This window comes from Aerosticca soli, assembly GCF_003967035.1.
GTDB lineage: Bacteria > Pseudomonadota > Gammaproteobacteria > Xanthomonadales > Rhodanobacteraceae > Aerosticca > Aerosticca soli.
The window spans coordinates 1,693,617-1,719,240 of sequence record NZ_AP018560.1 but is presented as its reverse complement, the minus strand read 5'-3'; the positions used below and the strand labels follow the sequence as shown (position 1 = coordinate 1,719,240).

General features: G+C 68.2%; 21 protein-coding genes and 1 tRNA gene. 11 read left to right on the top strand and 11 right to left on the bottom strand.

Annotated elements, in window-relative coordinates; all coding sequences use genetic code 11:
- Positions 1 to 8: 8 nt before the first annotated feature.
- Both ALSL_RS08080 and ALSL_RS08075 read right to left on the bottom strand, forming a co-directional pair.
- On the bottom strand, positions 9 to 1,586 hold the full coding sequence (locus ALSL_RS08080) for a DUF1800 domain-containing protein (RefSeq protein WP_126538119.1): 1,578 nt from the start codon (positions 1,584 to 1,586) through the stop codon (positions 9 to 11).
- Positions 1,587 to 1,712: 126 nt separating this feature from the next.
- Positions 1,713 to 2,777 (bottom strand): diguanylate cyclase, encoded by a 1,065-nt coding sequence (locus ALSL_RS08075; protein WP_161970944.1) that lies wholly within the window; start codon positions 2,775 to 2,777, stop codon positions 1,713 to 1,715.
- 127 nt (positions 2,778 to 2,904) lie between these two features.
- Here ALSL_RS08075 and ALSL_RS08070 point away from each other — a divergent pair, with 127 nt between their 5' ends.
- Complete coding sequence (locus ALSL_RS08070; protein ID WP_126538116.1) at positions 2,905 to 5,259, top strand: glycoside hydrolase family 15 protein; 2,355 nt, start codon at positions 2,905 to 2,907, stop codon at positions 5,257 to 5,259.
- 94 nt (positions 5,260 to 5,353) lie between these two features.
- On the opposite strand, the gene ALSL_RS08065 is transcribed toward ALSL_RS08070, so the two are convergent.
- On the bottom strand, positions 5,354 to 5,641 hold the full coding sequence (locus ALSL_RS08065) for a hypothetical protein (RefSeq protein WP_126538114.1): 288 nt from the start codon (positions 5,639 to 5,641) through the stop codon (positions 5,354 to 5,356).
- 100 nt (positions 5,642 to 5,741) lie between these two features.
- Between ALSL_RS08065 and ALSL_RS08060 the strand changes: the two genes are divergently transcribed.
- Positions 5,742 to 6,350, top strand: a complete 609-nt coding sequence (locus ALSL_RS08060; RefSeq protein WP_126538112.1) for a class I SAM-dependent DNA methyltransferase — start codon at positions 5,742 to 5,744, stop codon at positions 6,348 to 6,350.
- 69 nt (positions 6,351 to 6,419) lie between these two features.
- On the opposite strand, the gene ppk1 is transcribed toward ALSL_RS08060, so the two are convergent.
- Complete coding sequence (ppk1, locus tag ALSL_RS08055) at positions 6,420 to 8,552, bottom strand: polyphosphate kinase 1 (RefSeq protein WP_126538110.1); 2,133 nt, start codon at positions 8,550 to 8,552, stop codon at positions 6,420 to 6,422.
- Positions 8,553 to 8,732: 180 nt separating this feature from the next.
- Between ppk1 and ALSL_RS08050 the strand changes: the two genes are divergently transcribed.
- Entirely contained in the window at positions 8,733 to 9,236 is a 504-nt protein-coding gene (locus ALSL_RS08050) for a DUF2726 domain-containing protein (protein WP_126538108.1), read from the top strand.
- 56 nt (positions 9,237 to 9,292) lie between these two features.
- Here ALSL_RS08050 and ALSL_RS08045 read toward each other — a convergent pair whose 3' ends face one another.
- Positions 9,293 to 10,330 carry a zinc-dependent alcohol dehydrogenase family protein gene (locus tag ALSL_RS08045; RefSeq protein WP_126538106.1) on the bottom strand — a complete coding sequence of 346 codons (1,038 nt, stop codon included), beginning with the start codon at positions 10,328 to 10,330 and terminating at the stop codon, positions 9,293 to 9,295.
- Positions 10,331 to 10,458: 128 nt separating this feature from the next.
- Here ALSL_RS08045 and ALSL_RS08040 point away from each other — a divergent pair, with 128 nt between their 5' ends.
- Entirely contained in the window at positions 10,459 to 11,130 is a 672-nt protein-coding gene (locus ALSL_RS08040; RefSeq protein WP_126538104.1) for a class I SAM-dependent methyltransferase, read from the top strand.
- A gap of 18 nt (positions 11,131 to 11,148) precedes the next feature.
- Here the strand turns inward: ALSL_RS08040 and aat are convergent, their stop codons facing one another.
- The 3 genes from aat to trxB are packed head-to-tail and all read right to left on the bottom strand — an operon-like array spanning position 11,149 to position 13,990.
- The gene (gene aat / locus ALSL_RS08035; protein ID WP_126538102.1) at positions 11,149 to 11,892 is read right to left on the bottom strand and encodes a leucyl/phenylalanyl-tRNA--protein transferase; all 744 of its coding nucleotides are present in this window, start codon (positions 11,890 to 11,892) and stop codon (positions 11,149 to 11,151) included.
- On the bottom strand, positions 11,889 to 13,019 hold the full coding sequence (locus ALSL_RS08030) for a GNAT family N-acetyltransferase (RefSeq protein WP_126538100.1): 1,131 nt from the start codon (positions 13,017 to 13,019) through the stop codon (positions 11,889 to 11,891). The genes aat and ALSL_RS08030 overlap by 4 nt, the downstream gene beginning before the upstream one ends.
- An 11-nt stretch (positions 13,020 to 13,030) precedes the next feature.
- Positions 13,031 to 13,990 (bottom strand): thioredoxin-disulfide reductase, encoded by a 960-nt coding sequence (gene trxB / locus ALSL_RS08025; protein WP_126538098.1) that lies wholly within the window; start codon positions 13,988 to 13,990, stop codon positions 13,031 to 13,033.
- A 179-nt stretch (positions 13,991 to 14,169) separates the two neighbouring features.
- Between trxB and ald the strand changes: the two genes are divergently transcribed.
- From ald to ALSL_RS08005, 4 genes are all read left to right on the top strand, one after another.
- Positions 14,170 to 15,237 (top strand): alanine dehydrogenase, encoded by a 1,068-nt coding sequence (ald, locus tag ALSL_RS08020; RefSeq protein ID WP_126538096.1) that lies wholly within the window; start codon positions 14,170 to 14,172, stop codon positions 15,235 to 15,237.
- Positions 15,238 to 15,585: 348 nt separating this feature from the next.
- On the top strand, positions 15,586 to 17,922 hold the full coding sequence (locus ALSL_RS08015) for a DNA translocase FtsK (RefSeq protein WP_126538094.1): 2,337 nt from the start codon (positions 15,586 to 15,588) through the stop codon (positions 17,920 to 17,922).
- Between the two features lie 43 nt (positions 17,923 to 17,965).
- Positions 17,966 to 18,532 carry a dCTP deaminase gene (dcd, locus tag ALSL_RS08010; RefSeq protein WP_126538092.1) on the top strand — a complete coding sequence of 189 codons (567 nt, stop codon included), beginning with the start codon at positions 17,966 to 17,968 and terminating at the stop codon, positions 18,530 to 18,532.
- Positions 18,533 to 18,613: 81 nt separating this feature from the next.
- Positions 18,614 to 19,105 (top strand): hypothetical protein, encoded by a 492-nt coding sequence (locus ALSL_RS08005; RefSeq protein ID WP_126538090.1) that lies wholly within the window; start codon positions 18,614 to 18,616, stop codon positions 19,103 to 19,105.
- Positions 19,106 to 19,273: 168 nt separating this feature from the next.
- On the opposite strand, the gene ALSL_RS08000 is transcribed toward ALSL_RS08005, so the two are convergent.
- Complete coding sequence (locus tag ALSL_RS08000; RefSeq protein ID WP_126538088.1) at positions 19,274 to 19,690, bottom strand: HIT domain-containing protein; 417 nt, start codon at positions 19,688 to 19,690, stop codon at positions 19,274 to 19,276.
- Positions 19,687 to 20,370, bottom strand: a complete 684-nt coding sequence (locus ALSL_RS07995; protein ID WP_126538086.1) for a dienelactone hydrolase family protein — start codon at positions 20,368 to 20,370, stop codon at positions 19,687 to 19,689. The genes ALSL_RS08000 and ALSL_RS07995 overlap by 4 nt, the downstream gene beginning before the upstream one ends.
- Before the next feature lie 130 nt (positions 20,371 to 20,500).
- Here ALSL_RS07995 and rimO point away from each other — a divergent pair, with 130 nt between their 5' ends.
- Positions 20,501 to 21,835, top strand: a complete 1,335-nt coding sequence (gene rimO / locus ALSL_RS07990; RefSeq protein ID WP_126538084.1) for a 30S ribosomal protein S12 methylthiotransferase RimO — start codon at positions 20,501 to 20,503, stop codon at positions 21,833 to 21,835.
- A gap of 10 nt (positions 21,836 to 21,845) precedes the next feature.
- A complete protein-coding gene (locus ALSL_RS07985; RefSeq protein ID WP_126538082.1) occupies positions 21,846 to 22,655 on the top strand; it encodes a DUF3025 domain-containing protein in 810 nt (269 codons plus the stop codon).
- 261 nt (positions 22,656 to 22,916) lie between these two features.
- On the opposite strand, the gene ALSL_RS07980 is transcribed toward ALSL_RS07985, so the two are convergent.
- A tRNA-Ala gene (locus ALSL_RS07980) sits at positions 22,917 to 22,992 on the bottom strand.
- A gap of 401 nt (positions 22,993 to 23,393) precedes the next feature.
- Between ALSL_RS07980 and ALSL_RS07975 the strand changes: the two genes are divergently transcribed.
- The gene (locus tag ALSL_RS07975; RefSeq protein WP_161970943.1) at positions 23,394 to 25,544 is read left to right on the top strand and encodes a putative bifunctional diguanylate cyclase/phosphodiesterase; all 2,151 of its coding nucleotides are present in this window, start codon (positions 23,394 to 23,396) and stop codon (positions 25,542 to 25,544) included.
- The last annotated feature ends 80 nt before the right edge of the window (positions 25,545 to 25,624 follow it).

Sequence of the window (25,624 nt, the reverse complement as noted above, 5' to 3'; positions counted from 1 at the left end):
GTACCTCGCTACAGCGTGTTGAAATCGGGAGAGGCGAGCAGGTAGGTGTTCCATTCCTGCGCATTGCGCGCCTTGGCCAAGGCCTCGCGGGTGGCGGCGGACAGCCAGGGCGCGAGGGTCTGGCGGAACAGCGGCGTATCCAGCGTCGGCGGCACCGCGCGGGCAGGTCGGCCGACGGTGCCGCCGGCGGGCGGGGCTTCGTCCGCGTCGTCCTGCGCCGGCTCGAACAGCCGGTGCCGGCCGCTGCCGATGATGGCCGCGATGTCGAAGCGCTTGGCGAGCTGGCCGGAGCTGGACCAGCTCGCGCCGTCCAGCGGCCAGCCGTCCGGCGTGATGCGGCCGAAGGGCGCCTCGCCCATCTGCTTCATCCAGTTGACCAGGGGCGCGGCGTTGCTCACCGGCTGACCGTCCAGGGCCAGGCGCATGGACGCGGTGACGAAGCGCACGGGGTCGGTGAACTTGTGCATCCGTGCGTCGGTGAACGCCGGGTCGGTGAGCATCGTGCGCAGCACCTGGGCGATGTCGCCGTCGCTGCGCTGGAAGGTGCGTGCCATCGCCTCGACCAGCGCGGGCGGCGGCTGGTCGGCGACGAAGTACTCGGCGAGCTTGCGCGAGACGAAGCGCGCGCAGGCCGGCTGGCGCACCAGAAGATCCACGGCTTTTTCGACCTCGTCGAACCCGCCGCCGTGGATGGTCTGGCCGAGCAGCCGCTTGTCGCCGCCCTCGTGCCGGCGCGGATCGAAATAGAACAGACCTTCGCGTACCGCGCCGGGCGGCAGCGGTGCGCCGGTGTGCCGCAACAGACCCGGCGGGGCGATGCCGACACCGGTCAGAATGCGCGCCAGCGCCTCGACGTCCTGCTGCGTGTAGCCGGCATCGACGCCCAGCGTATGCAGCTCCATCAGCTCGCGCGCGTAGTTCTCGTTGACGTGGCCGCGCGCGTTCTTGGCGTTGTCCAGAAACTCCAGCATGGCCGGGCTTTCCAGCGTTGCCATCACCAGGTCGCGGAACTTGCCGAGCGCATGCGGCCGGATCACGTGCTCGGCGTAGTCGGCCGCGAATAGCCGCACGCGGCCTTTGAGCCCGTACACGCTGAAATGGTTGAGCCAGAACCACACCATCTGTTCTTTGAGCGGATTGGCGCCATACACCGCATGCAGCATCACCGCCTGCTGGGCCTGTCCGAGCAGGCGGCGGCCGTCACGCAGGAGCGCGCGCTTGGCCGCGGCATGGGCATCGCCGGCTGGCTGTGTCTGGAGTGCACGCCGGCGCTGCACGAAGTCCTTAAATAGCGCCTCCGGAGACGTGCTCAGCGCGGGCAGCGCGGCGAGGTATCGGGCCACCGCCGGCGGCAGAGTGTCGTCTGCGCCGGCGAGCAGCGCATCGAGATAGCGCTCGCGGCCCAGGTCGCGGTAGCGCGCGAGCGTCGTGCTATCGATGCCGAATCCCGAGCGGCGCAGCCAGAGGAGGTCCTCCTGGCCGAGCGGAGCAGGTTGCGCCGCCCACGCCCCGGCGCACGCGACGCACATGCCCGCCACCGACAGCAGGATGCAGGCGAAACGACGAAAACGGACGACGCGGGACATGGCGCTGACCCAAGGGCGGCGGACCTTCGAGCAGAACGCAACGATAGTCTTCGCGGTGGACGCGCGGGCCAACGCCGTATCGGCGCGATTCAGCCTGTCCTGCTGGCGCCGGTGTCGGGAGGACGCTCAAGCCGGGGCGCTGGCGCGGTTGCGCCCTTGCGCCTTGGCGCGGTACAGCGCCTGGTCGGCGGCATCCAGCCAGACACGCAGGCTGCCCCCGGCGGTGCCGTTGGTCGCCAGGCCGATGCTGACCGAGCAACGCAAGGCCGGTGCGTGCACGAAACGCAGCGCCTCCACGCCGGCACGGATGTCCTCGGCGATGGCGGCCGCGGTCGCGGCATCCGCCGTCACCGCCAGCACCAGCTCGTCGCCGCCCAGCCGTCCGGCGATGCCTGCGCCGGCATGGCAAAGCACGACGCCGGAAACCGCCTGCAGCACATCGTCGCCGACCAGGTGCCCGTAGTCGTCGTTGATCTGCTTGAAGGCATCCAGATCCATCATCAGCAGGCTCGCCTCGCCCGCTGGCACGGTGGCGAGCAGGGTGGTGGCGGCCTGTTCCCAGTGACCGCGGTTGACCAGGCCGGTGAGGGCATCCGTACGGCTGAGTTTTTTCAGGAGAATGTTCTGCTGCTGCGTCCTGCGTACCAGCGCGTAGCTGTTGAGACTCACCGCAAGTGTGTGGATGACCAGAATCGGCAGGCAGGCGAGCACCACCGGCATGCGCGTTTGCGGAGCGAAGGCGAAACCGGTCGCCATGCCGCCGAGCAGCACACCGGCGAGCATGCCGATCAGGCCGCGGTGCCAGAGTCCGCGGATGCCGGCGCTCAGCCGATCGGCCATCACCATCGTCAACAGCACGACCGAGGGCAGCACGTTGAAGTGCATGAGCGGCACGCAACTGCCAGCAAGCACGGTGTCGAAGACTAGATTGCGTTGTTCCGCCCGATAGGCGTCGCGGCTGCGCGCCGCCAGCACGTAGGCCAGATGCGGCCAGCCATAGCCGACGAAGATGACCCAGGCCCATGCCGCCACCGGCGACTTGAGTTCGTGCAGCACCACCAGGGGCGCCAGGCTGCCCAACCCCATGCCGAGCGCGCGCAGCCCCCACACGCGCCGGTAGAGCGTCTGCAGGTGATGTTTGTGCACCGGGTCGTTGCGGACCGCCTGCGGTGCCGTCGATACGGTCGTCATGCAGTTCCCCCTGCCATGCGCGACAAGCATAGCAAGCGTCGGGAAGCGGGGCTTGGGCGGGCTATCATTCGGGCGGACGCCGCTTGCCGCGGCCATTCAAGTCTCCTCCCCCAAGCGAGATTTCGCCATGCAGGCACCGGCTCCGCCGCAAGCTCCGCCCGCCACCTGGACGCGGGCCAACAAGGACTCCGTAGGCAGCACCCTGCAGGGGCCGCGGGTATGGTTCACCGCCGCCGAGGGCATGTTGACCGAGGTGTTCTACCCGCGCATCGACATCCCGCAGCTGAAACTGCTCAACTTCATCATCGCCGACGATGCCGGCTTCTGGTGCGAGCTCGGCGGCATGGACGGTCACGTGATCGAGGAGCCGATGGTCGGTGTGCCGGCGCTCATCGTCCGCCATCGCCATCCACGGTTCGAGTTCACCTTGAAGATCTGCCCCGACCCGGCGCGCGACGTGATCCTGATCGACGCGCACCTGGAGGGTGACCCGACCCTGCGGCCCTATGCCTACGCCTTGCCGCGCGTGGGCGAAAACGCCGAGCACAACCAGGCCGCGATCGGCCAGAGCGCCAACCTGCGCGCGCTGCTGGCCTGGCAGGGGCCTTTCGGGCTTGCGCTGATGGCGGCCCACGAAGGCGAGGACGGCTGGCGCCGGTTGAGCGTGGGACATCTGGAGGCCAGCGATCTGGCCAGCGATTTTCGCCGTCACGGCCGCATGACCTGGACCTACGACCAGGCCGGTCCCGGGCAGGTCGTGCTCGGCGGCGAACTGCCGCGCCGGGTGACGCTGGCGCTCGGTTTCTGCACCAGCGCCCAATCGGCCGCCACCCTGGCCCACAGCGCCCTGGTCGATCCCTTCGACGACGCCTGGGACACCCACATCCGCCAGTGGCGCAGCTGGCTTGCGCAGATCATCCCGCCGGAAGGCATGGCGCCCCGGCTGTGGGCACAGCTGCTGCGCTCGGCGATGGTGCTGAAGACGCATAAGGACCATACCTTCACCGGCGCCATGGTGGCGAGCCTGAGCACGCCCTGGGGGCACGTCTCCACCCAGCGCGGCGGCTATCACCTGGTGTGGGCGCGCGACCTGGTGGAAAGCGCCGGCGCCTTCTTCGCGCTTGCGCTGCCGGGCGAGGCGCACGAGGTGCTGCGCTATCTGATCGCCACCCAGCAGCCCGACGGCCACTGGCACCAGAACCAGTGGCTGGGCGGCAAGCCGTACTGGTCGGGCATCCAGCTCGACGAGGTCGGCTTCCCGGTGCTGCTCGCCGCCAAGCTCGCCGCCTGCGACGCGCTCGGCGGCACGCCGGTGCTGCCGATGATCCGCGCCGCCTTGCGTTTTCTGCTGCTGGAGGGGCCGGTCTCGCCACAGGATCGCTGGGAGGAGGATCCGGGCCTCAACGCCTTCACCCTGGCCGTGATCATCGCCGCGCTGGTCGAGGGCGCGGCGTTTCTCGACCAGCAGACCCGCGACTTCGTGCTCGGCCTGGCCGATGAATGGAACGCTTGCATCGAGGACTGGCTCTACGTCAGCGGCACCGCCATTGCCGCGCGCATCGGCGTGCACGGCTACTACGTGCGCATCGCGCCGCCGGAGGTACTCGACGACCATGCCGCGCTCGCCATGCCGCTGCCGATCCGCAACCGCGCGGACGGCGCCGCGCCGCCGGCGGCCGACCAGGTCGCGCTCGACTTCCTGCAGCTGGTGCGCTTTGGCCTGCGTCGTGCGGACGACGTGCGCATCCGCGACACGCTCAAGGTCGCCGATGCCCTGCTCAAGGTCGACACGCCATGCGGCCCGGTGTGGCACCGCTACACCGGCGACGGCTACGGCGAACATGCCGACGGCACGCCCTACGACGGCACTGGGATCGGCCGCGGCTGGCCGCTGCTGACCGGAGAGCGTGGCCACTACGCGCTGGCCGCCGGCGAGGACGCGCAGCCTTACCTCGAGGCCATGGACGCGATGGCCGGCCGCGGCGGCTTGTTGCCCGAGCAGGTCTGGGATACCGACCCGATCCCCGCGCTCGGGCTTTTCCCCGGTCGGCCGACGGGCTCGGTGCAGCCGCTGGTGTGGGCGCACGGTGAGTTCATCAAGCTGGCCTACAGTCAGGCCGCAGGCCATGCCATCGACCGTCCGGAGGGCGTCTGGCAGCGCTATGGCGGCAAGGTTCCGCGGCGTCCCTTCTGCAGCTGGAATCCGCGCCATCCGCATCACCGGCTGCCGCAGGGGCTGATGCTCAGGCTAGTGCTGCCGGCGCCGGCGCTGGTGCACTTCGGTTACGACGACTGGCATACGCCCACCGACGTGCTCGCCCGCGATTGCGGCCTGGACGTGTGGTACGTGGACCTGCCGACGGCCGATCTCGCCGTTGGCCAGCGCATCGTGTTCACCTTCCAGTGGCAGCGCGACGGTCGCTGGGAAGGCCGCGACTACGCACTCACCGTGGTGCCCGCCGCGCCGGATGCGCAGGACTGAAAGTGACGAGGCATCCAGCACCGCGGCTTTGCTTGGGCTTGCAAAGCCGCACCCTGGATGCGCCGCGGCGCGGGGCATCTTTGGGGCAAGCGCGTCAGAACTCGTCGACGAATTCCAGCGCATAGCCGCGCTGTTCGGCCTGGGTCTCGGCCACCGCGTGCACGGCATCGCTGCGCAGACGGTCCGGTACCTGCACCTCGATGCGGTACAGCGACCCGGTGTTGTCGTCGACGAGTGCATTGGAACTCGAATCGTCGCGGATGGCGTCCATCGGTTCGTCGACTTCCTCGACGTGCTCGATGCCGTCGATGCCGTGCAGCGTAGCCAGCAGGAGGTCGGCATCGTCGCGGCTGCCGATCATTCGGATGCGGATCATGGGCATGGGCGAAATCCCTTGGCGAATCACACACGAGGCCGGCATGCTGTCGCCCCGCGCGTGGGCGAAAGGTGATGCTGCGTGCTTCTCGTGAGGATGACAGGCCATGCGCAAGGCCTATGACCGGGCGTACTTCGATCGCTGGTACCGTGATCCGGCGCATGCCGTGGGTTCGGCCGCCGCCCTGCGCCGCAAGGTGGCGCTGGCGGTGGCGCAGGCCGAGTATTACCTCGGCCGGACGCTGCGCAACGTGCTCGACGTCGGCTGCGGCGAGGCGCCCTGGCGCGCGGTGCTGCGCCGGTTGCGTCCGGGCGTCAGTTATCGGGGGCTGGACCCGAGCCCCTACGTGGTGGCGCGCTACGGCCGCCGCCGCGACATCGGACTCGCCCGCTTCGGACAGCTCGCCGAGCTTCGCTTCGACCATCGCTTCGACCTGATCGTCTGCAGCGACGTGCTGCATTACCTGTCCGCCGCCGAGATCCGTGCCGGCTTGACCGGCGTGGTCGACATGCTCGAGGGCGTGGCCTTTCTGGAGGTCTTCACCAGCCGCGACGGCGCCGAAGGCGACCTGGAAGGATTCCACCGGCGCACGCCGGCCTGGTACCTGCGCACGTTCGCCGAGGCCGGCCTGTTGCCCTGCGGCTCGCACGGCTATCTCGCGCCGCGGCTCGGGCGGCGCATCGCCGCGTTGGAGGTGGCGCGCTGGCCGGCATGAGCCGCTCGCGCGAGAGTTGGCCGCGAGCAGCTGCCATGCGAATCGGATGCGCCTCGAGAGGCCGCAGGCTCAGCCGGCAAGACCGCTCAGGCGTTCCAGCAACTGTTCCTGCACGTTGCGCACGCTCTGCCCGGCGCCGGGCTGCAGGCGTTGATATTCGCCGTTCGGCAACAGTACCGAGGCGCTGCTGTTGTCGGCCAGATACAGATCCAGCTCCTTGCGGATGCGCTGTTGCAGCTTTTTGCCCTCGATCGGGAAGACCGCCTCGACGCGTCGGTCCAGGTTGCGCTCCATGAGATCCGCGCTGCCCAGATAGATCCTGGGCTCACCACCGTTGGCGAACCAGTACACCCGGCTGTGCTCCAGGAAACGACCGATCACCGAGCGCACGCGGATGTTGTGCGACACGCCGGGCACGCCGGGCCGCAGACAACACATGCCGCGCACGATGAGATCGATCTTCACCCCGGCCATGCTGGCCTTGTACAGCGCGCGGATCATGCCGGCCTCGGTGATCGCGTTGACCTTGATGACGATCTGCGCTGGCCGCCCGGCCTCGGCATGGCGAGCCTCGGCGGCGATCAGTTCGAGCAGGGTCTTCTTCAGCGTGAACGGCGCATGCAGCAGTTTTTTCATCGGTTGCAGCTTGCCCATGCCGGTCAACAGTCCGAACAGCTTGTGCACGTCCTCGCACAAGGCCTCATCCGAGGTCAGCAGGCTGTAGTCGGTGTACAGCCGCGCGTTGCCGGTGTGGTAGTTGCCGGTGCCCAGATGCGCATAGCGCACCAGTTCATCGCCCTCGCGGCGCTGGATCAGCATCAGCTTGGCGTGCGTCTTCATGCCGACCACGCCGTAGACGACGATCGCGCCGGCCTGTTGCAGGCGGGCGGCGAGGCTCAGGTTGGATTCCTCGTCGAAGCGCGCGCGCAGTTCGACCACGGCGGTCACTTCCTTGCCGGCGCGTGCGGCCTCGACCAGCGCGTCGACGATCTCCGAATCGGCGCCGCTGCGATAGAGCGTCTGCTTGATGGTCAGCACGGCGGGATCCTTCGCCGCCTGGCGCAGCAGGTCGACCACCGGCGCGAAGGATTCGTAGGGATGCAGCAGCAGGATGTCCTGCCGGGCGATCGCGCGGAACAGGTCCTCGCTCTTTTGCAGCACCTTGGGCAGGCTTGGCGTGAACGGCCGGTATTGCAGCTCGGGGAAGTTCACCTGGTTGACGATGCCGAACAGGCGCGCCAGGTTCACCGGTCCGTTGACTTCATAGAGCTCGTCGGGGCCCAGGCCGAAGCGGTGCAGGAGATAGTCGGCAAGCTCGCGCGGGCAATTGTCGGCCACCTCCAGTCGCACCGCGTCGCCGAAGCGCCGCGAGGCGAGCTCGCCGCGCAAGGCCAGGGCGAGATCCTCGACATCCTCGGGGTCGATGCTGAGGTCGGCGTTGCGGGTCAGCCGGAACTGGTAGCAACCGAGCACCTTCATGCCGGGAAAGAGCTCCTGGGCATGCGCATGCATGATCGAGGACAGCAGCACGTAGTTGTGGCCGCCGTCGCAGACCTCGTCGGGCAGACGTACCAGCCGCGGCAGGATGCGCGGCGCGGGCAGGATGGCCAGGCCGGAATCGCGCCCGAAGGCATCGGCGCCTTCCAGCTTGACGATGAAGTTGAGGCTCTTGTTGACCAGCAATGGAAACGGATGGGTCGGGTCGAGCCCGATCGGCGTCAACAGCGGCGCCACTTCGTGGTGGAAGTGGCGGGCGATCCAGCGTTTTTGCCGCGGCGTCCACTGCGAGCGTCGGACGATGCGGATGCCGTGCGCGTCGAGCTCGGGCAGGATGCGCTCGTTCAGGATCGCGTACTGGCGTTCGATCTGCCGGTGCGCGATCGCGCTGATCTCGGCCAGCACGCGCTGCGGCGGCAAGCCATCCGCGCCCACCAGCTCGTGGCCGAAGGCGATCTGGTGCTTGAGCCCGGCGACACGGATCTCGAAGAACTCGTCCATGTTGCGCGAGAAGATCAGCAGGAACTTGAGCCGTTCCAGGAGCGGCGTGCGCTCGTCCAGGGACTGGTCCAGCACGCGGACGTTGAACTTGAGCTGCGAGATCTCGCGGTTGATGTAGAGCGCGGGGTCGTTGAGATCGACCGCAGGCGTTTCAGCCGCCGCCGGTGACGGGACGGGATGCGCTGGCTGGTTGGCTGAGGTCATAGGCTGTCCATGCTAGCCGAGGGCCGCGGACCCGGGTGCCTCCCGTCGCAGCGGCATCGCCTCTTGCAGGATCGAACGAACGTGATATCACGCAGTGGTTGACACTGGTGTGTCAGTGCTGCGGCCGGTCGCGCAAAGCCCGCGCCGTCGTCGTTGCCATCGTTGCGAAAGGAGATACGCATGCTGATCGTCGTTGTCCTCGTGCTGGTTTTCCTCGTGCTTGCCGCGTTCGCGCTGGCGGCCAAGGCCAGGCAGGCGCCGCGCAAGGAAGCGCCGTGGCCGTTCTATGCGAAAAAGCCGCTGTCCGCGCCCGAGCAGGTGCTGTATTTCCGCCTGTGCAAGGCCTTGCCGGACCACATCGTGCTCGCGCAGGTCGGGCTTTCGCGCCTGCTGGGCGTCCGCAAGGGCCACAACTTCAACGAGTGGTTCAACCGCATCAACCGCATGAGTGCGGACTTCGTGGTGTGCGCCAAGGATGCGAGCATCCTCGCCGTCATCGAGCTGGACGATGCGACGCATGCCAAGGCCGATCGTCAGGCGGCGGATGCGAAGAAGGACAAGGCGCTGACCGCGGCCGGCATCCGCATCCTGCGCTGGCAGGCGAAGGCACTTCCGGACGAGGACGCCATCCGCAAGACGTTTGCCACGCCGGCACAAGACACCACCGTTCCGCCGGCGTCGTGAAGCCCGCGAAGCCGACGTCGCGCCGGAGAGCGCGACGCCGGCCTCGTCACGAGGCGTCAGGGCGTGATGATGACCTTGAGCGCCTTGTTGCGCGCGGCCTGGCCGAAGGTGTCGTAGGCCTCGATGATCTGGTCGAGGCGGAAGTGATGGGTGATCAGGCGCTTGGGGTCGATCTTCTGCGCCTGCACGGTCTTGAGCAGCATCGGCGTGGTCGCGGTGTCCACCAGTCGCGTGGTGATGCTGATGTTGTGCGACCACAGCCGCTCCAGGTGCAGGTCGACCTTGGCGCCGTGCACGCCGACGTTGGCGATCACGCCGCCGGGCGCGACCAGGTCCTCGCACAGGTGGAAAGTCGCCGGCACGCCGACCGCCTCGATCGCGGTATCGACGCCGCGGCCGTCGGTGATCGCCTTGACCTCGTCCACCACGTTGGCCTTGCCGCTGTTGATCGCGTGGGTGGCGCCGAAGCGGCGGGCGATCTCCAGGCGGTTGTCGTCGAGGTCGAGCATGATGAGCTGCGCCGGCGAGTAGAACTGCGCGGTGAGCAGCGCGGCGAGGCCGACCGGGCCCGCGCCGACGATGGCCACGCTCGAACCGGGCGCGACCTTGCCGTTGAGCACGCCGCATTCGAAGCCGGTGGGCAGGATGTCGCTCAGCATCACCAGTGCCTCCTCGTCGGCGCCGGCCGGCACGTGATACAGGCTGGTGTCGGCGTGCGGCGTGCGCACGTATTCGGCCTGGGTGCCGTCGATCTCGTTGCCGAGGATCCAGCCGCCGGTGGTGCAGTGCGAATACATGCCGCGCCGGCAGTAGTCGCACTTGCCGCACGAGGAAATGCACGAGATCAGCACGTGATCGCCCGGCTTAAAGGCGGTGACGGCTGCGCCGACCTCCTCGACCACGCCGACGCCCTCGTGCCCGAGGATGCGGCCGGGCGTGCAGGTCGGCACGTCGCCCTTGAGGATGTGCAGGTCGGTGCCGCAGATGGTGGTCTTGAGCACCTTGACGATGGCGTCGCTGGGCGTCTGGATCGCGGGCCTGGGCCGCTCTTCCAGCGCTTTCTTGCCGGGGCCCTGATATACGAGTGCTTTCATCGTCGCGTCCTCTTCGGGATTGATGAACAGGCCTGCAAAGCTAGACCGCGCTTGCGCGCCCGGTATTGATCCAGCTCAAGCAGCGGCGATGTGGCACAGTGGCGCGCGGTATCTCACGGCCAAGCACAGTGGACGCGCACGAACGCGACATTCTCGAGGTCTGGCACGAAAACGCGGCGCCGTGGACGCAGGCGGTGCGTGGAAAGATGATCGCCAGCCGCCGGCTGGTGACCGACCGCGCGATGCTGGATGCCGTGCGTGCGCGGCGGCCGCGCACGGCGATCGACCTTGGATGCGGCGAAGGCTGGCTGGTGCGCGCACTGGCGGCCGAGGGCATCGAGACGCTGGGCATCGACGCGGTGCCGGCGCTGATCGCGGCGGCGCGTGATGTCGGTGGTGGCCGTTTCCTCGCGATGGACTACGCCGCGATCGCCGCCGGCAGCCTGCGCGAGCGTGCCGACGTGGTGACGTGCAACTTCTCGCTGCTCGGCGGCGCTTCCGTCGATGCCTTGCTGCGCGCGGTGCCGGCCTTGCTGGCGCCCGACGGCGCGTTGATCGTGCAGACCTTGCATCCGTTCACCGTCTGCGGCGATGCGCCGTATGCGGATAGTTGGCGCGAAGGCTCGTGGCAGGGCTGCGGCGAAGGCTTCGGTCGCGCGGCGCCGTGGTATTTCCGCACGCTCGCCGGCTGGCTCGATGCGTTGTCGCAGGCACGCTTGCGGGTGACGCGGGTGGTCGAACCCGCGCATCCGCATACCGGCCGGCCTGCGTCGCTGATACTGATCGCCGAAGCCGCTTGAGGCGACGGCTCAAGCCGTTCAACGCGCCGCTTTGGCGGCCAGCAGCTCGGCGGCGGTGAGCGGCGGCGTGTCGCGCCACGGCGGCCCCGCGTCGGGCAGATCGCGCAGCGTGTGGACTTGTGCGAGGAACCTCGCGCGCGGCAGCTCGATGGCGCCCAGCCCGAGCAGATGAGCGTTGCTCACCTGCGCGTCCAGCAGCGGAAAGCCACGCTCGCGCAGCAGCCGTCCGAGCGCGACCAGCGCCAGTCTGGAGCCGCCGCTTTCGGCGCTGAACATCGATTCGCCGCAGAACAATCGCCCGACCGCGACGCCGTAGAGGCCGCCGACGAGGCGAGCATCTTCATCCCACACTTCCACGCTGTGCGCGTGACCTTGCGCATGCAGCGCGGCGTAGGCATCGATCATCGCGTCGCTGATCCAGGTGCCGTGTTGTCCGGGACGCGGCGCGGCGCAGGCTTCCATCACCGCGCGAAAGGCGCGGTCGATGGTCACCGTCCAGGGCCTGTCGCGCAGTTGCCGACGCAGGCTGCGATTGGGCCGCAGACGTTCGACAATAAACACGCAGCGCGGATCGGGCGACCACCACAGGATCGGCTCGCCTTCGTTGAACCACGGGAAGATGCCCTGGCGATAGGCGGCGAGCAGGCGCCGCGGCGAGAGGTCGCCGCCGAAGGCGAGCAGGCCGTTCGGCTCGACGAGCGCGCGCACCGGGTCGGGAAAGTGCTCCGGCGCATCGTCGCGCAGCAGCGGCAGGCGGATCATCGTTGCGCGTAGGGCGAATGCGCGAGGCATTCGTCGATGTAGGTTTCGAGCGCGCGCGCCTCGCGGGCCAGTGCCGCGCGCACCGCATCGCGCAGGCGCGCATCGGCGAGGTAGTGCCGCGAATGCGTGCGCGCCGGCAGGAAGCCGCGCGCGAGCTTGTGCTCGCCCTGCGCGCCCGGCTCGAAGCGTTCCAGACCGTGCCCGATGGCGTAGTCGATGCCCTGGTAGTAGCAGAGCTCGAAGTGCAGGCCGGGCAATTCCACCGCGCTGCCCCAGTAGCGTCCGTACAGCACGCGCCCGCTGCGCAGGAACAAGGCCATCGCCACGATGCGGTCGCGATCGCGGGCCAGCGCAAGCTGCACGGTGTCTCCCAGCTCGGCGAGATGCGCAAAGAAACGCGCGGTCAGCGCCGCATGGTTGCCCTTGGCCTCGAAGGTGGCGCGATAGAGCGCATGCACGCTGCGCCAGGCGTCCGCCGACAGCGTGTCGCCGGCGCGCATCTCGATGGCAAGGCCGCTCGCGGCGACCTCGGCGCGTTCGCGGCGGATGTTCTTGCGCTTCTTGTGGTTGAGCGCGGCGAGGAAATCCTCGAAATCGCGATAGCCGCGGTTGGGCCAGTGGAACTGCACGTCGAAGCGCGCGAGCCAGTCGGCATCGAATGCGGCGGCTTCCTCCGCGGGCAGGAAATTGACGTGCGCGGAGGACAGCCCGCGCCGGTCGGTTTCATCGCGCAGGGCTGTCGCCAGCGCATGCCGCAGCGTCGGCGCGCGCGCACCGGTGCCGACGAGCAGGCGCGGACCGGGCACGGGCGAGTAGGGCACGGCGCCAAGCAGCTTGGGATAGTAGTCGCCACCGGCACGCTCCCAAGCGTGTGCCCAGCTCCAGTCGAAGACGAACTCGCCGTGCGAGTTGTCCTTGAGGTAGACCGGCGCGGCGGCGACCAGCCGGTCCTGTTCGTACAGGCCCAGGTGATGCGGCCGCCAGCCCCAGGCTTCGCGGATGCAACCGTCGCGTTCCAGCGCATGCAGGAAGGCGTGCGCGAGGAACGGGTTGTCGTCCGGCCGCAACGCGTCCCAGGCGGCCGCGGGGATGCGGTCGATGCGATCGTGGAAGCGTGCCTCGATCACTGTGCGGGCTTTCAGAGCGCGCCCGCCTGCTCCAGCCAGCGTTCGGCGTCCAGCGCGGCCATGCAGCCGAAGCCGGCCGAGGTGATCGCCTGGCGGTAGACGTGGTCGGCGACGTCGCCGGCGGCGAAGACGCCGGGCACCGAGGTCATCGTCGCCATGCCGTTCTGGCCGCTGCGCACCTTGATGTAGCCCTCGCGCATGTCGAGCTGGCCCTCGAAGATGCCGGTGTTGGGCGTGTGGCCGATGGCGACGAAAAAGCCGGTGGCGTCGATGTCGCGAAGGACGCCGTCGTCGACCGATTTCACGCGCACGCCGGTCACGCCGGAATCGTCGCCGAGCACTTCTTCGACGGTGTGGTTCCAGACCAGCTCGATCTTGCCGGCGGCGGCCTTCTCGAACAGCTTGTCCTGCATGATCTTTTCGGCGCGCAGCTTGTCGCGCCGGTGCACCAGGTACACCTTGCGGGCGATGTTGGACAGGTACAGCGCCTCCTCCACCGCGGTGTTGCCGCCGCCGACCACGACCACGTCCTGCTCGCGGAAGAAGAACCCGTCGCAGGTGGCGCAGGCCGACACGCCGCGGCCCTTGAACTTCTCCTCGCTGGCGATGCCCAGATACTTGGCGGTGGCGCCGGTGGCGACGATCAGGGCGTCGCAGGTGTATTCGCCCGCGTCGCCCTTGAGATGGAACGGCCGCTGCGTCAGGTCCACGCGGTGGATGTGATCGAACACCATCTTGGTATGGAAGCGCTCGGCATGTTCGGCCATCCGCTGCATCAGCGCCGGACCTTGCACGCCTTCGACATCGCCGGGCCAGTTGTCGACCTCGGTCGTGGTCGTCAACTGTCCGCCCTGCTGCAGGCCGGTGATCAACGTGGGGGCCAGGTTGGCGCGCGCCGCGTAGATCGCCGCGGTGTAGCCGGCAGGACCGGAGCCCAGGATCAGCAGGCGGCTGTGCTTGGCATTCGGCATGGCTATAATCCTTTGATGGTTGCGTAAGATCGATGAGATTTTCCGCAGCGTTGCAGCAGTGCCCCGCGTCGGACGTCGCGCAAGCATGGTCACGCGCAGGGTGCGATTCAAGCAGCGCCCGAATTTTCCCAGCCACGGCGAACCCGTGGCTTTTGCTTTGGCACTTTCAGGAACGCTCCATGCGCATTGGCATCCCCGCAGAAACCAAGACCCTCGAAGGGCGCGTCGCCCTGGTCCCCGCCGCCGCCGCCGATCTGGTCCGGCATGGGCATACGGTGTACATCCAGTCCGGCGCCGGCGAGAAGAGCGGCTTCACCGACGAGGCCTATGCCAAGGTCGGTGTCCAGATCGTGCCGGATGCGGCCGCGCTCTATGCGGCCGCGGAACTCATCGTCAAGGTCAAGGAACCGATCGAGGGCGATCTCAAACTGCTGAAGAAGCATCACCTTTTGTTCTGCTACCTGCATCTGGCGGCCGAGCCTGAACTCACCCGGCGCCTGCTGGAGATCGGTCTGACCGGCGTGGCGTTCGAGTCGGTGGAGGAAAACGGTCAATTGCCGCTGCTGCTGCCGATGTCGGTGATCGCCGGTCGCATCGCCATCCAGGTCGGCACCACGCTGTTGCACCGGCCGCAGGGCGGCAAGGGCAAGCTGCTGGGCGGCATGGCTTCCACCCCGCGCGGCAAGGTGGTGGTGCTCGGCGCTGGCGCTGCCGGCGGCCAGGCCGCCGCGCTGGCCGCCGCCGCGGGTGCCAACGTGGTGGTGTTCGACAAGCGTCCCGATCGTCTTGCCGCGATGATGGCGCTCGGCCCGAACGTCACCGCACTGTATGCCTATGAATCCTCGGTGGCCGAGGAGGTGCGCGACGCCGATCTGGTGGTCGGCGCGGTGCTGATTCCGAGCGCGCGCGCCCCGCGCGTGGTGAGCGAGGCGATGGTCAGGACGATGGAGAAGGGCAGCGTGCTGGTGGACATCTCCATCGACCAGGGCGGTTGCTTCGAGACCTCGCGGCCGACCACCTGGGCCGAGCCGACCTACGACGTCCACGGCGTCACCCATTTCTGCGTGACCAACATGCCGGGCGCGGTGCCGCAGACCTCCTCGCTGGCCATTTCCGCGGCGATCCTGCCGTACGTGCTGCGCCTGGCTGCGGGCGATGACTGGCGGGAGTTCGAGCCGCTGGCCAAGGGCATCAATGTCGAAGCCGGCAAGCTGGTGCATCCGGCGCTGAAGGGCACGATGGGCTGATGGTCTGCGACGTACGCTCGCCCACCGTACCGCCAGGCTCGCAGGCTCGGGGCCTGGTTGGCACGGTGGGCGCACGTCGGGCAAATCGGCGCCGGGCCGCTCTCTTGCCGCAAGCCAGGGGATTGCCTTGGGACCGCCTGCGGGCCGTGTAGACTTGGAAACTTAAAGTAAGCGCTGATCTATTCAGCGTTTCCTGTCTGGGGCAGGATGCCCCGGCATGAATCGGAGGGGCGCAAGCCCTTGGATTCATGGAGCGCGGCGGGCGTGTACCGCGCCGCGGCGAGCTGAAAAAGTCATGGACGGGATTTTCAGCATCTTTTCGAGTCTTTGCATCGTGGTTGGAAATCCATGCCGGCAGCGCGCAGCGCTAGTGCCAACAAGAAATCCGCGGAAACCGTCGCACTGAGCGAGGAGGCGCGGCGGCGTCTGCGCGAGACCGGCGCCCTGCTGCTGTTGCCGCTGGCGATCTATCTGCTGGTCTGCTTGTTCAGCTACGACGATCTCGACCCCAGCTGGGGCCATGCCGGCACGGTGGCCCACGCCCGCAACATCGGCGGCGCGGTGGGCGCCAACATCGCCAACCTGCTGCGCTACATCTTCGGCCTCGTGGCCTATGCGTTTCCGCTGCTGTTGGTGCTGCTCGGCGTGCAGGTCCTGCGCCAGCACGGCGTGCGCCACACGCATCCGTGGGAACCGTCGCTGCGACTGATCGGCTGGGTGTTCTTCTTCATCACCGCGCCGGCGCTGCTCTACATCAATTTCAGTCGCTGGCCGGTGTTGCCGCAGGGCGTCGGTGGCATCGTCGGACAGTGGGTGGGTGGTGCGCTGCTGCGGGCCTTCGGCCCGACCGGCGCGCCGCTCCTGCTGTTGGCGCTGTTCCTGGGCGCGGTGACCCTGGCGACCGGCTTGTCCTGGTTCCGGCTGATGGACTGGACCGGGCAGGCCGCGCTGGCACTGTTCGCCAGGATGCGCCAGGCGCTGAAGCGCGCGCCGGAGGCGATCATCGCCCAGCAGGCGCGGGCCGAGCGCGACGTGGTCAAGAAGACCGACGCCGCCCGCCAGGCCAAACGCGAGCCGGTGCGCATCGAGACGCCGCCGGCGCCGGTGGTGCGCAGCGAACGCGCCCGCGTCGAGACGCAGATTCCGCTGTTCACCGGCGCCGCCGCGCCGGGCGAGCTGCCGCCGCTGTCGCTGCTCGACGAGGCGCCCGAGCAGGGGCCGGGCTATTCGGAAGAAACCCTGGAAGTGCTTTCGCGCCAGGTCGAGCTCAAGCTCAAGGATTTCCGCATCGAGGCCAAGGTGGTCGGCGTCTATCCCGGCCCGGTCATCACCCGCTTCGAGCTGGAACCGGCCGCCGGCGTGCGCGGCGCGCAGGTGTCGAGCCTGGACAAGGACATCGCGCGTGGGCTTTCCGTGGTCAGCGTGCGCGTGGTCGACGTGATCCCAGGCAAGAACGTGATCGGGCTGGAGATCCCCAACGCGAAGAAGCAGATCGTGTACTTGTCCGAGATCCTGCGCTCGGACCGTTACGACCAGATGAAGTCGCCGCTCACGCTCGCGCTCGGCAAGGACATCGGCGGGCGGCCGGTGGTGGCGGACCTGGCCAAGATGCCGCATCTGCTGGTCGCCGGCACGACCGGCTCGGGCAAGTCGGTGGCGGTCAACGCGATGGTGCTCTCGCTGCTGTACAAGGCGAGCCCGAAAGACGTGCGCATGCTCATGATCGACCCGAAGATGCTGGAGCTTTCGGTGTATGAAGGCATCCCGCATCTGCTCGCGCCGGTGGTCACCGACATGAAGGAAGCGGCCAACGCGCTGCGCTGGTGCGTGGCCGAGATGGAGCGCCGCTACAAGCTGATGGCTGCCGTCGGCGTGCGCAACCTGGCCGGCTTCAACAAAAAGGTGATCGAAGCCGACAAGGCCGGCCAGCCGCTGCTCGATCCGCTGTTCCGGCCCAATCCGGAGATGCCGAGCCTGGTCGCCGAGCCGCTGGAAACCCTGCCATACATCGTCGTCATCATCGACGAGTTCGCCGACATGATGATGATCGTCGGCAAGAAGGTGGAAGAGCTGATCGCGCGGCTGGCGCAGAAGGCGCGCGCCGCCGGGGTGCATCTGGTGCTGGCCACGCAGCGCCCGTCGGTGGACGTCATCACCGGTCTCATCAAGGCCAACATCCCGACCCGCATCGCCTTCCAGGTGTCGAGCAAGATCGATTCGCGCACCATTCTCGACCAGTCCGGCGCCGAGACCCTGCTCGGCCACGGCGACATGCTCTACCTGCCGCCCGGCACCGCGATGCCCGAGCGCGTGCATGGGGCCTTCGTCGACGACCACGAGGTGCACAACGTGGTCGCCTGGCTGAAAGCGCAGGGTGCGCCGCAGTACATCGATGGCGTGCTGGAGGAGGTGCAGTCCACCGCCGACGGCAAGTTCATCGATGAGGCCGGCCTGCCGCAGAGCGCCGAGGAGGGCGGCGATGCCGATGCACAGCTCTACGACAAGGCGGTGGCCATCGTCACCCAGACCCGGCGCGCCTCGATCTCCGGCGTGCAGCGGCATCTGCGCATCGGCTACAACCGCGCCGCGCGGCTGATCGAGCAGATGGAGGCCGAAGGCGTGGTCAGCGCGCCGCAGCACAACGGCAACCGCGAGGTCCTCGCCCCGCCGCCGCCCAAAGCGTGAGTCTTGCCGCGGGCGCATGGCATCCACCGGAGCTGAAAGCAGCGTGAGCATCAAGTCCGACAAATGGATCCGCCGCATGGCTGAAAGCCACGGCATGATCGAGCCGTTCGAGCCCGGCCAGGTCAAGCAGGCGGGCGGTGAGCGCATCGTCAGCTACGGCACCTCCAGCTACGGCTACGACGTGCGCTGCTCGCGCGAGTTCAAGGTGTTCACCAACATCAATTCCACCATCGTCGATCCCAAGCACTTCGACTCCAAGAGTTTCGTCGACGTGGAGGCGGATCAGTGCATCATCCCGCCCAACAGCTTCGCGCTGGCCCGTACGGTGGAGTACTTCCGCATTCCGCGCGACGTGCTGGTGGTGTGCCTGGGCAAGAGCACTTATGCCCGCTGCGGCATCATCGTCAACGTGACGCCGCTGGAGCCGGAATGGGAAGGGCACGTGACCCTGGAGTTCTCCAACACCACGCCGCTGCCGGCGCGCATCTACGCCAACGAGGGCGTGGCGCAGATGCTGTTCTTCGAGTCCGACGAGGTGTGCGAGGTGAGCTATCGCGACCGCGGCGGCAAGTACCAGGGCCAGCGCGGCGTGACGCTGCCGCGCACCTGAGGCGACGCGGCCTCGAAGATCGGCCGGCAGGGTACACTTGGGCGTCCATCGCCCATTGACCGCATGAAATCGATGAAAGCCATGAATGCCGTTTGTCTATTCCGCCGCCTCGCGGCCGCTTGCCTGCTGGCCGCCGTGCTCGTCCTGGCCGGATGTCACCGTGGCTCGACCAAGGACGATCCCTACCTGACGCCGCAGGGCCAGCAGCAGTTCGACGCCACCATTCAGGCGTACAAGAGCGGCCAGTTCCTGGTCGACGGCGCAGTGCTTTCGGCGCTGGATACCGGCAGTCACTTCGCCTATCTCAAGGAAACCGGACAGCTGCCCAAAACCGTGCTGTTGGTGCCGAGCGACGATTCCAAGGTGCGCAAGCAGCATCTTCAATACATGGCGAGGCTGCAGCTCGACTACGGCTTTATCGTCTATTACGACGACAAGGGCACGCTGAAGAAGATCGACCCGATCGAGACCGAGGCACGCGACCTCGAGGACTATCACGCGCCGGTCAAGATGAACGACGAACAGCAGGGCAAGAGTGCCAGTGGCGGCGGTTTCTCGCCGGAGCAGCACTGACCGAGCGTTGCTTCGGGCGACCCTTGGCGTGGGCGGGACGGGCCTGTGGGCACGTCCCGCGGGTCCGGTGTCCGCTTATGCGCAGCCACGATCCGTCGCTGCGGCGAGCAGAACGCCCAAGTGCGGGCGAGTGTATTTGCAAACGGCTGGCAAGGGTGCGCGCGTCGGCTACAGACCCAGCACGGCGCGAAGATGTCCCGCCCGCTCGGCGAGTGCCGACGGCGCATGGCGCACGGCGGCGCCGCTACCCCATACCGGACCGGGCCAGGCCGCGTCACCTTCGCTTCGGGCGACCACGTGCACGTGCAGCTGCCGCACGAGATTGCCGAGCATGCCGAAGTTGAGCTTGTCGCAAGGGACATGGCGGCGCAGGGCATCGGCCGCTGCCAGCGTTTCCCGCCACAGAAGATCGCGGTCGGCGGGCTCTAGATCGAGCACTTCGCTCAGGCCTGGCCGTTGCGGCACCAGCACCAGCCAGGGAAAGCGCGCATCGTCCATCAGCCTCACCTGGCAGAGCTCGAACACGCCGAGCGGAACGGTATCGGCCGCCAGGCGCGCATCGAGTGCGAAGCCCGGATCGTTCATGGCTTGACGGCGGCGCCGGCGAGGTGTTCCTCGAAGAACGCCAAAGTGCGCTGCCATGCCAGTTCCGCGCTGGCACGGTCGTAGACGTGCGGATCGGCATCGCGATTGAAGGCGTGTCCGGCCGGGTAGGTGTAGATCGGCATCTGCGGCAGCTTGGCCCGGTGCCGGGCGATCGCTTCGGGCGGGATGCTCGGGTCCTTCTCGCCGAAATGGAACATCACCGGCGCCTTCGGTTGCTCGTCGAGATAGGCGACGTTGCGGGCGCCGTAATAGCTCACCGAGGGCAAGCCCAGCCGGGTCGCGGCGAGAAAGGCCACGGTGCCGCCCCAGCAGAAACCCACCGTGCCGATGCGGCCGGCCGAGGCGATCGCTTCGGCCGCGGCGGCCACATCGGCGACCGCGCGGTCCATGCCCAGTTCCTGGACCAGCGCGCGACCGCGCTCGGTGCCGGCCTGGTCGTAGGGCAACTCCACGCCGGTTTCCAGATGATCGAAGAAACACGGCGCGATGGCAGTGAACCCCGCTGCCGCCAGACGGTCGGCGACACTGCGGATGTGCGCGGTGACGCCGAAGATCTCCTGGATCACCACGACGCCTCCCTGGGGCTTGCCGGGGGCGCGCGCCACATAGGCGCCGATGCACTGCGTGCCGGTGGTCGGAATGCTGATCTGTTCGCCCATCGATGGTCTCCGAAGAACGTCCGGACCCGAAGGCCCGGGGCCGATGCCTCGAAAATTCTAGCCGGCGGGCGTGCAAGGGACGCAAAGCTATAATGGACGGTTATCAACCCCGCCGCGCAGGACGTCCACGGTGCCCGCCACGCAGAAAATCGGTTTCGTCAGCCTGGGCTGCCCCAAGGCGCTGGTCGACTCGGAGCGCATCCTCACCCAGCTCAAGGCGGAGGGATACGAGATCGTGCCGAGTTACCAGGCCGCCGACGCGGTGGTAGTCAATACCTGCGGATTCATCGACGCGGCGGTGCAGGAATCCCTGGACGCGATCGGCGAGGCGCTGCACGAGAACGGCAAGGTGATCGTCACCGGCTGTCTGGGCAAGCGCGCCGGACTGATCCGCGAGGCCTATCCCGAGGTGCTCGCGATCGGCGGCCCGCAGGACTACGAGAGCGTGATGCGCGCGGTGCACCAGGCGCTGCCACCGCGGCGCGACCGCTTTCTCGATCTTTTGCCCGACACCGGCGTCAAGCTGACGCCCAGGCATTACGCCTACTTGAAGATTGCCGAGGGCTGCAATCACCGCTGCAGCTTCTGCATCATTCCCTCGCTGCGCGGGCGGTTGGTGTCGCGTCCGGTGGACGAAGTGCTCGCCGAGGCCGAGCGGCTGGTCAAGAGCGGGGTCAAGGAGCTCCTGGTGATCTCCCAGGACACCAGTGCCTACGGCGTCGACCTCCACTATGCCGAGCGTCCCTGGCGCGATCGCGTCTATCGCACGCGGATGACCGAGTTGTGCAAAGGTCTCGCCGAGCTCGGCGTGTGGGTACGGTTGCATTACGTCTATCCGTACCCGCACGTGGACGAACTGATGCCGTTGATGGCCTCGGGAGGCATCCTTCCCTACCTCGACATACCCTTCCAGCACGCCAGCCCGCGCATCCTGAAACTGATGAAGCGTCCGGGTGACGTGGAACGCACGCTCGAGCGCATCCGCGCCTGGCGCAAGGCGGTGCCGGAGCTGACCCTGCGCAGCACCTTCATCGTCGGTTTTCCCGGCGAGACCGAGGCCGAATTCGAGGCCCTGCTCGATTTCCTGCGCGAGGCCGAGCTCGATCGCGTCGGTGCCTTCGCCTATTCGCCGGTCGAGGGCGCGCGCGCCAACGCCTTGCCCGGCGCGATCCCCGAGGAGCTCAAGGAGGATCGGCTCGAACGCTTCATGTCGGTGCAGGCGGAGGTCTCCGCGGCCCGGCTCGCGCGCAAGGTCGGCCACAGGCTGCGCGTGCTGGTGGACGAGGTGGACGCCGACGGTGCGCTGGCGCGCTCGAGCGCCGATGCGCCGGAGATCGACGGCGTCGTGCGCATCGTCGGCGGGCAGGGGCTGCGTCCCGGTCAGTTCGTCGAGATCCTCGTCGAGGACAGCGACGCGCACGACCTGTATGCACGCCTCGCCACGCCGGCTTCCGGCACGGCCTGACTTCAAGCGCATGCGCCACCATGCGCCGGCACGCGAACGGCTCGACCGCGAGGTGTTCGGACGGCCGCCACTCGCGCCCTGGCATGCAAGCCATGCCGAACTGCTCGACGGCCCGCAGTGGCCGCCGGTGAGCGAACTTAACGCCCGCCTGTGCGGCGCCGCTGGCGTGCGTTTTCTGGCCCAGACCCGCGCACTGCTCGCGGATGGCCTGCATTACGAACAACGCATCGCCCAATGCGCCGTGGTGGCCACCCGCGAGGCGAACTGGCACGACCTCTTCAATGCGCTGGTGTGGGCGCGATATCCGGCGCTCAAGCGCGCACTCAACGCCCGCCAGATGGCCGACATCGCGCGCTGGGGGCCGCGCCGGCGCAGTCGCGCGCAGTGCGCGCTGACCCATTTCGACGAGGCCGGGGTGATCCTCCTCGTGCGTGATCCGGCGCTGCTCGCGCGTCTGGATGCGCATGACTGGCAAGGTCTCTTCTGGCGCGAGCGTGCGGCTTGGCAGGATGGGCGCCTGCAGGTGGAAGTGTTCGGGCATGCTTTGCTCGAACATGCGCTCACACCGGCGCTGCATCTGGTCGGCAAGGCCTTGGTGGTGCTCGATGCCACAGCCGAACCGGCGATGGCTGCAGCTGCCTGTGCCCAGGCGATCGCGGCCGGCCGGGCTCTGCAGGATCCGCAAGACTTGCGGCCGCTGCCGTTATCCGGCATTCCCGGCTGGCATGCTGACAATGCCCGGGAGGCGTTCTATCGCCAGGCGCCCTGCTTCCGTCCCTTGCGGCCGGGACGGCGTTATCCACCACCGATCCGGCTTTGAAGCGATGGCCGCCATGGGCTGCGCCGGCAGCGGCCGAGTCGATGGAAGCCTTCCGTTGGGAAGAGGGGACATCCCGTCGATGCATGCGCCGTGGCTGGCGCAAAAACGGCGACGCACGCAGCCAAACCTGCCGCGGGCCGGCAGGGAGCCATCAGGAGCGTGTCATTCAGACGTCCTTGGCCGGGCACTCAAGGAGCCGCATACGCGAGCCGCGCGCAAAAAGAAAGCCGGGTGGCGAGACCCGGCTTTCTTCGTGATCGGTGGTGGAGCCACGGGGGATCGAACCCCGGACCTCGTCATTGCGAACGACGCGCTCTCCCAGCTGAGCTATGGCCCCACAGCGGCGCGCATCTTAGCAACAAGCCAGCGACTCGCCAAGCCGTGGCACACCGCGGCAGGCGCGCCGCGCCGGCAGGCTGGCGCATGAGGGGCGTCACGCGCAGAATCGGCCAGGCATGGAAGCGATGGATCGGCCAGATGTGGCGTGACACCGAGGGGAAAACAATGTCCATGCAGATCGGCCGACAGCCTGCGCGAGCCTCATCGGGCCCTGGGGAAATACTGAAAAACTCCCGGCGAATTTTTCGGCTCGTTGCGATGCGATACACGCTTGCGCCGCGCTGCATGCCTCGACGGCTGACGCCCTTGATGCCTGCTGGCGCCTCCTGCCCCGGACAGGAGGCGCTGAAAAATCGGCGCTCATCCCGTAGGTGCACCTGGCCGCGTGCCGCCGGCAGCTTGTGCGCCCCCATCTCACCGGCCGCGCGGGCCTGGCTCGATCCGCTCACCTGGAGCGGCAACGGGCTGGCCTGGACGCTTCCGGCCGCGCTCGCTCTGGTGGCCTTGCTGCTGGCGTGGCTGATGGTGAAAAACCGGAGCAAGGCGTCGGCCATGATGCCGGATGCGGCGCGGCTGGACAGCGACGCGCCGATCGCCATCGTGACGGTGGCCGCCGATGGCCGCATCCTCGAGGCCAGCGTGCAGTTGAGCCTGTGGACGGGCCTTGATGGCGCGTCACTCCGCGGCCGGGCCCTGGACACGCTCTTCGTCGAGCCGCCTGCGGGTGACGGCCCGGCCATGCTGCGCGGTATCCGTGGAGTGCGCCCGGTGTATGTCGTTTCCGACCCGGCCCCGGTGGCGGAGGAAGCGCATGGGCATCGCCTGCTGTGGTTGATCGATCGGCAGGCCGGCATCGAATCGGCAGCCACGCACCGTCTGGAGGATGCCTTTTCGGAATTTGCCGAAGGCGTGCTGCTGCTCGATGCCGAAGGCCGCATCGTGGCCACCAACGCCGCGCATGACCGCCTGACCGGCTTTGCCCCCGGCAGCCGGCTGGGCGGCAGCCTGCAGGACACCCGCCGGCTTCCGGACGGGCGGTCCTTGTCCACAGCCGTGTGGCCGCAGGTCGAGCGTTCGGGCCGATGGCGCGGGGAGCTTTCCAGCCGCCGCGCCGATGGCAGTAGCTATCGGGAACACATGACCATTCGGCGCCTGGAAGACGGCCGTTTGCTGGCCGTCTTCAGCGCATGGGAGACGCAACAGCTGGTGTCCATGCCCGATGTCCGGGAAGGCGATGATCCGCTGACCGGACTCGCCGGCCGGGCGACCTTCGAGCGGCATGCCGCGGGGGCGATCGTCGCCGCCGATGCCGGGCGGCGCATGCTGGCCGTGCTGTTCATCGGGCTCGACGCCTTCAGGGCGATCAACGAAGGCTACGGCCGCGCGGTGGGCGACGAGGTGCTGGCGCGGCTGGCCGCGCGGCTACGTCAGGCCTTATCGGCCGGCAGTGTGGCGGCGCGGGTGGGTGGCGATGAGTTTGCGGTGCTGATCGAGGGCCTGGACGCACTCGAGCAGGTGCGGCCGCTGGCGCAGCGGTTGTTGGCGACCGTCGCCGAACCGCTGTGGATCGAGGCGGGCGAGCTGTCGATGAGCGCGAGCATCGGCGTCGCCGGCTATCCGCTCGATGGCGCCGACATCGCCACCTTGATGGCACACGCGGAGGCGGCCATGGCGCAGGCCAAGCGCGAGGAGCGCAACGCCGTGCGTTTCCACGCCCCGGTGGCCGGTGCGGCCGCGCGTCGGCAGCGGGTGCTGGCGACGGAGCTTCGGCGTGCCCTTCGTCGGGACGAGTTCCAGCTGGTCTACCAGCCCAGCGTCGACCTGCGGCATGGCCGGATCGGGGCCGCCGAGGCGCTGCTGCGCTGGCGCCACCCCGAGCGCGGCGAGGTGCTGCCCGGGGAGTTCATTCCACAGGCCGAGCGGACCGGGTTGATCCGTGAGATCGATGCCTGGGTGCTCGAGCGGGCCTGCCGGCAGTTGCGTGCATGGATCGACGCCGGCCTGCCCGCGCTGCGCATGGCCGTCAACGTGTCGGCCCGCAGTCTGGCCCATCCGCAGTTCCTCGCCGGGCTGCGCGAGAACCTGACCGCTCATCGCGTTCCGGCCGGCCGTCTGCTGCTGGAAATCACCGAAGGGGCGATATTGCGGCTGGGCGAGGACGTGCGGCGCACCTTGCACACGCTGCACGAGCTTGGCGTCGGCGTCGCCATCGACGATTTCGGCACCGGCTATTCGTCGCTGAGCTATTTGAAGCTGCCCGCCATCGTCGGCGTCAAGGTGGACCGGAGCTTCGTGGCCGGGTTGCCGGACAGTGCGAGCGATGCCGCCATCGTCGAGGCGATCCTGGCGCTGGCCGCCAGGCTCGGGCTCTACACCATCGCCGAGGGCATCGAGCACGAGGCCCAGCATGCTTTTCTGCTGCGCGCCGGTTGTGCCGAGGGCCAGGGTTATCTGTATGCGCGGGCGGTGTCGCCGGACGCGTTCGAGCGCTGGCTGCGGCGCCCCGGCGAGGCACCGTTCAGGCTGCATCGGGTGTCGCCCGGACGCTGAGCGGATGCGCGGGTTTTCAGCGCGCACTCGCTGCCCGTGGCTTTGCGGCCACTGCTGCCGCAGCTGGATTCATGGGGAAA

Bases quoted from the DNA above. Each gene is read 5' to 3' on its own strand.
- ALSL_RS08080 (WP_126538119.1), bottom strand. From the start codon at position 1,586: ATGTCCCGCGTCGTCCGTTTTCGTCGTTTCGCCTGCATCCTGCTGTCG.
- ALSL_RS08075 (WP_161970944.1), bottom strand. From the start codon at position 2,777: ATGACGACCGTATCGACGGCACCGCAGGCGGTCCGCAACGACCCGGTG.
- ALSL_RS08070 (WP_126538116.1), top strand. From the start codon at position 2,905: ATGCAGGCACCGGCTCCGCCGCAAGCTCCGCCCGCCACCTGGACGCGG.
- ALSL_RS08065 (WP_126538114.1), bottom strand. From the start codon at position 5,641: ATGCCCATGATCCGCATCCGAATGATCGGCAGCCGCGACGATGCCGAC.
- ALSL_RS08060 (WP_126538112.1), top strand. From the start codon at position 5,742: ATGCGCAAGGCCTATGACCGGGCGTACTTCGATCGCTGGTACCGTGAT.
- ppk1 (WP_126538110.1), bottom strand. From the start codon at position 8,552: ATGACCTCAGCCAACCAGCCAGCGCATCCCGTCCCGTCACCGGCGGCG.
- ALSL_RS08050 (WP_126538108.1), top strand. From the start codon at position 8,733: ATGCTGATCGTCGTTGTCCTCGTGCTGGTTTTCCTCGTGCTTGCCGCG.
- ALSL_RS08045 (WP_126538106.1), bottom strand. From the start codon at position 10,330: ATGAAAGCACTCGTATATCAGGGCCCCGGCAAGAAAGCGCTGGAAGAG.
- aat (WP_126538102.1), bottom strand. From the start codon at position 11,892: ATGATCCGCCTGCCGCTGCTGCGCGACGATGCGCCGGAGCACTTTCCC.
- trxB (WP_126538098.1), bottom strand. From the start codon at position 13,990: ATGCCGAATGCCAAGCACAGCCGCCTGCTGATCCTGGGCTCCGGTCCT.
- ald (WP_126538096.1), top strand. From the start codon at position 14,170: ATGCGCATTGGCATCCCCGCAGAAACCAAGACCCTCGAAGGGCGCGTC.
- ALSL_RS08015 (WP_126538094.1), top strand. From the start codon at position 15,586: ATGCCGGCAGCGCGCAGCGCTAGTGCCAACAAGAAATCCGCGGAAACC.
- ALSL_RS08005 (WP_126538090.1), top strand. From the start codon at position 18,614: ATGAATGCCGTTTGTCTATTCCGCCGCCTCGCGGCCGCTTGCCTGCTG.
- ALSL_RS08000 (WP_126538088.1), bottom strand. From the start codon at position 19,690: ATGAACGATCCGGGCTTCGCACTCGATGCGCGCCTGGCGGCCGATACC.
- ALSL_RS07995 (WP_126538086.1), bottom strand. From the start codon at position 20,370: ATGGGCGAACAGATCAGCATTCCGACCACCGGCACGCAGTGCATCGGC.
- ALSL_RS07985 (WP_126538082.1), top strand. From the start codon at position 21,846: ATGCGCCACCATGCGCCGGCACGCGAACGGCTCGACCGCGAGGTGTTC.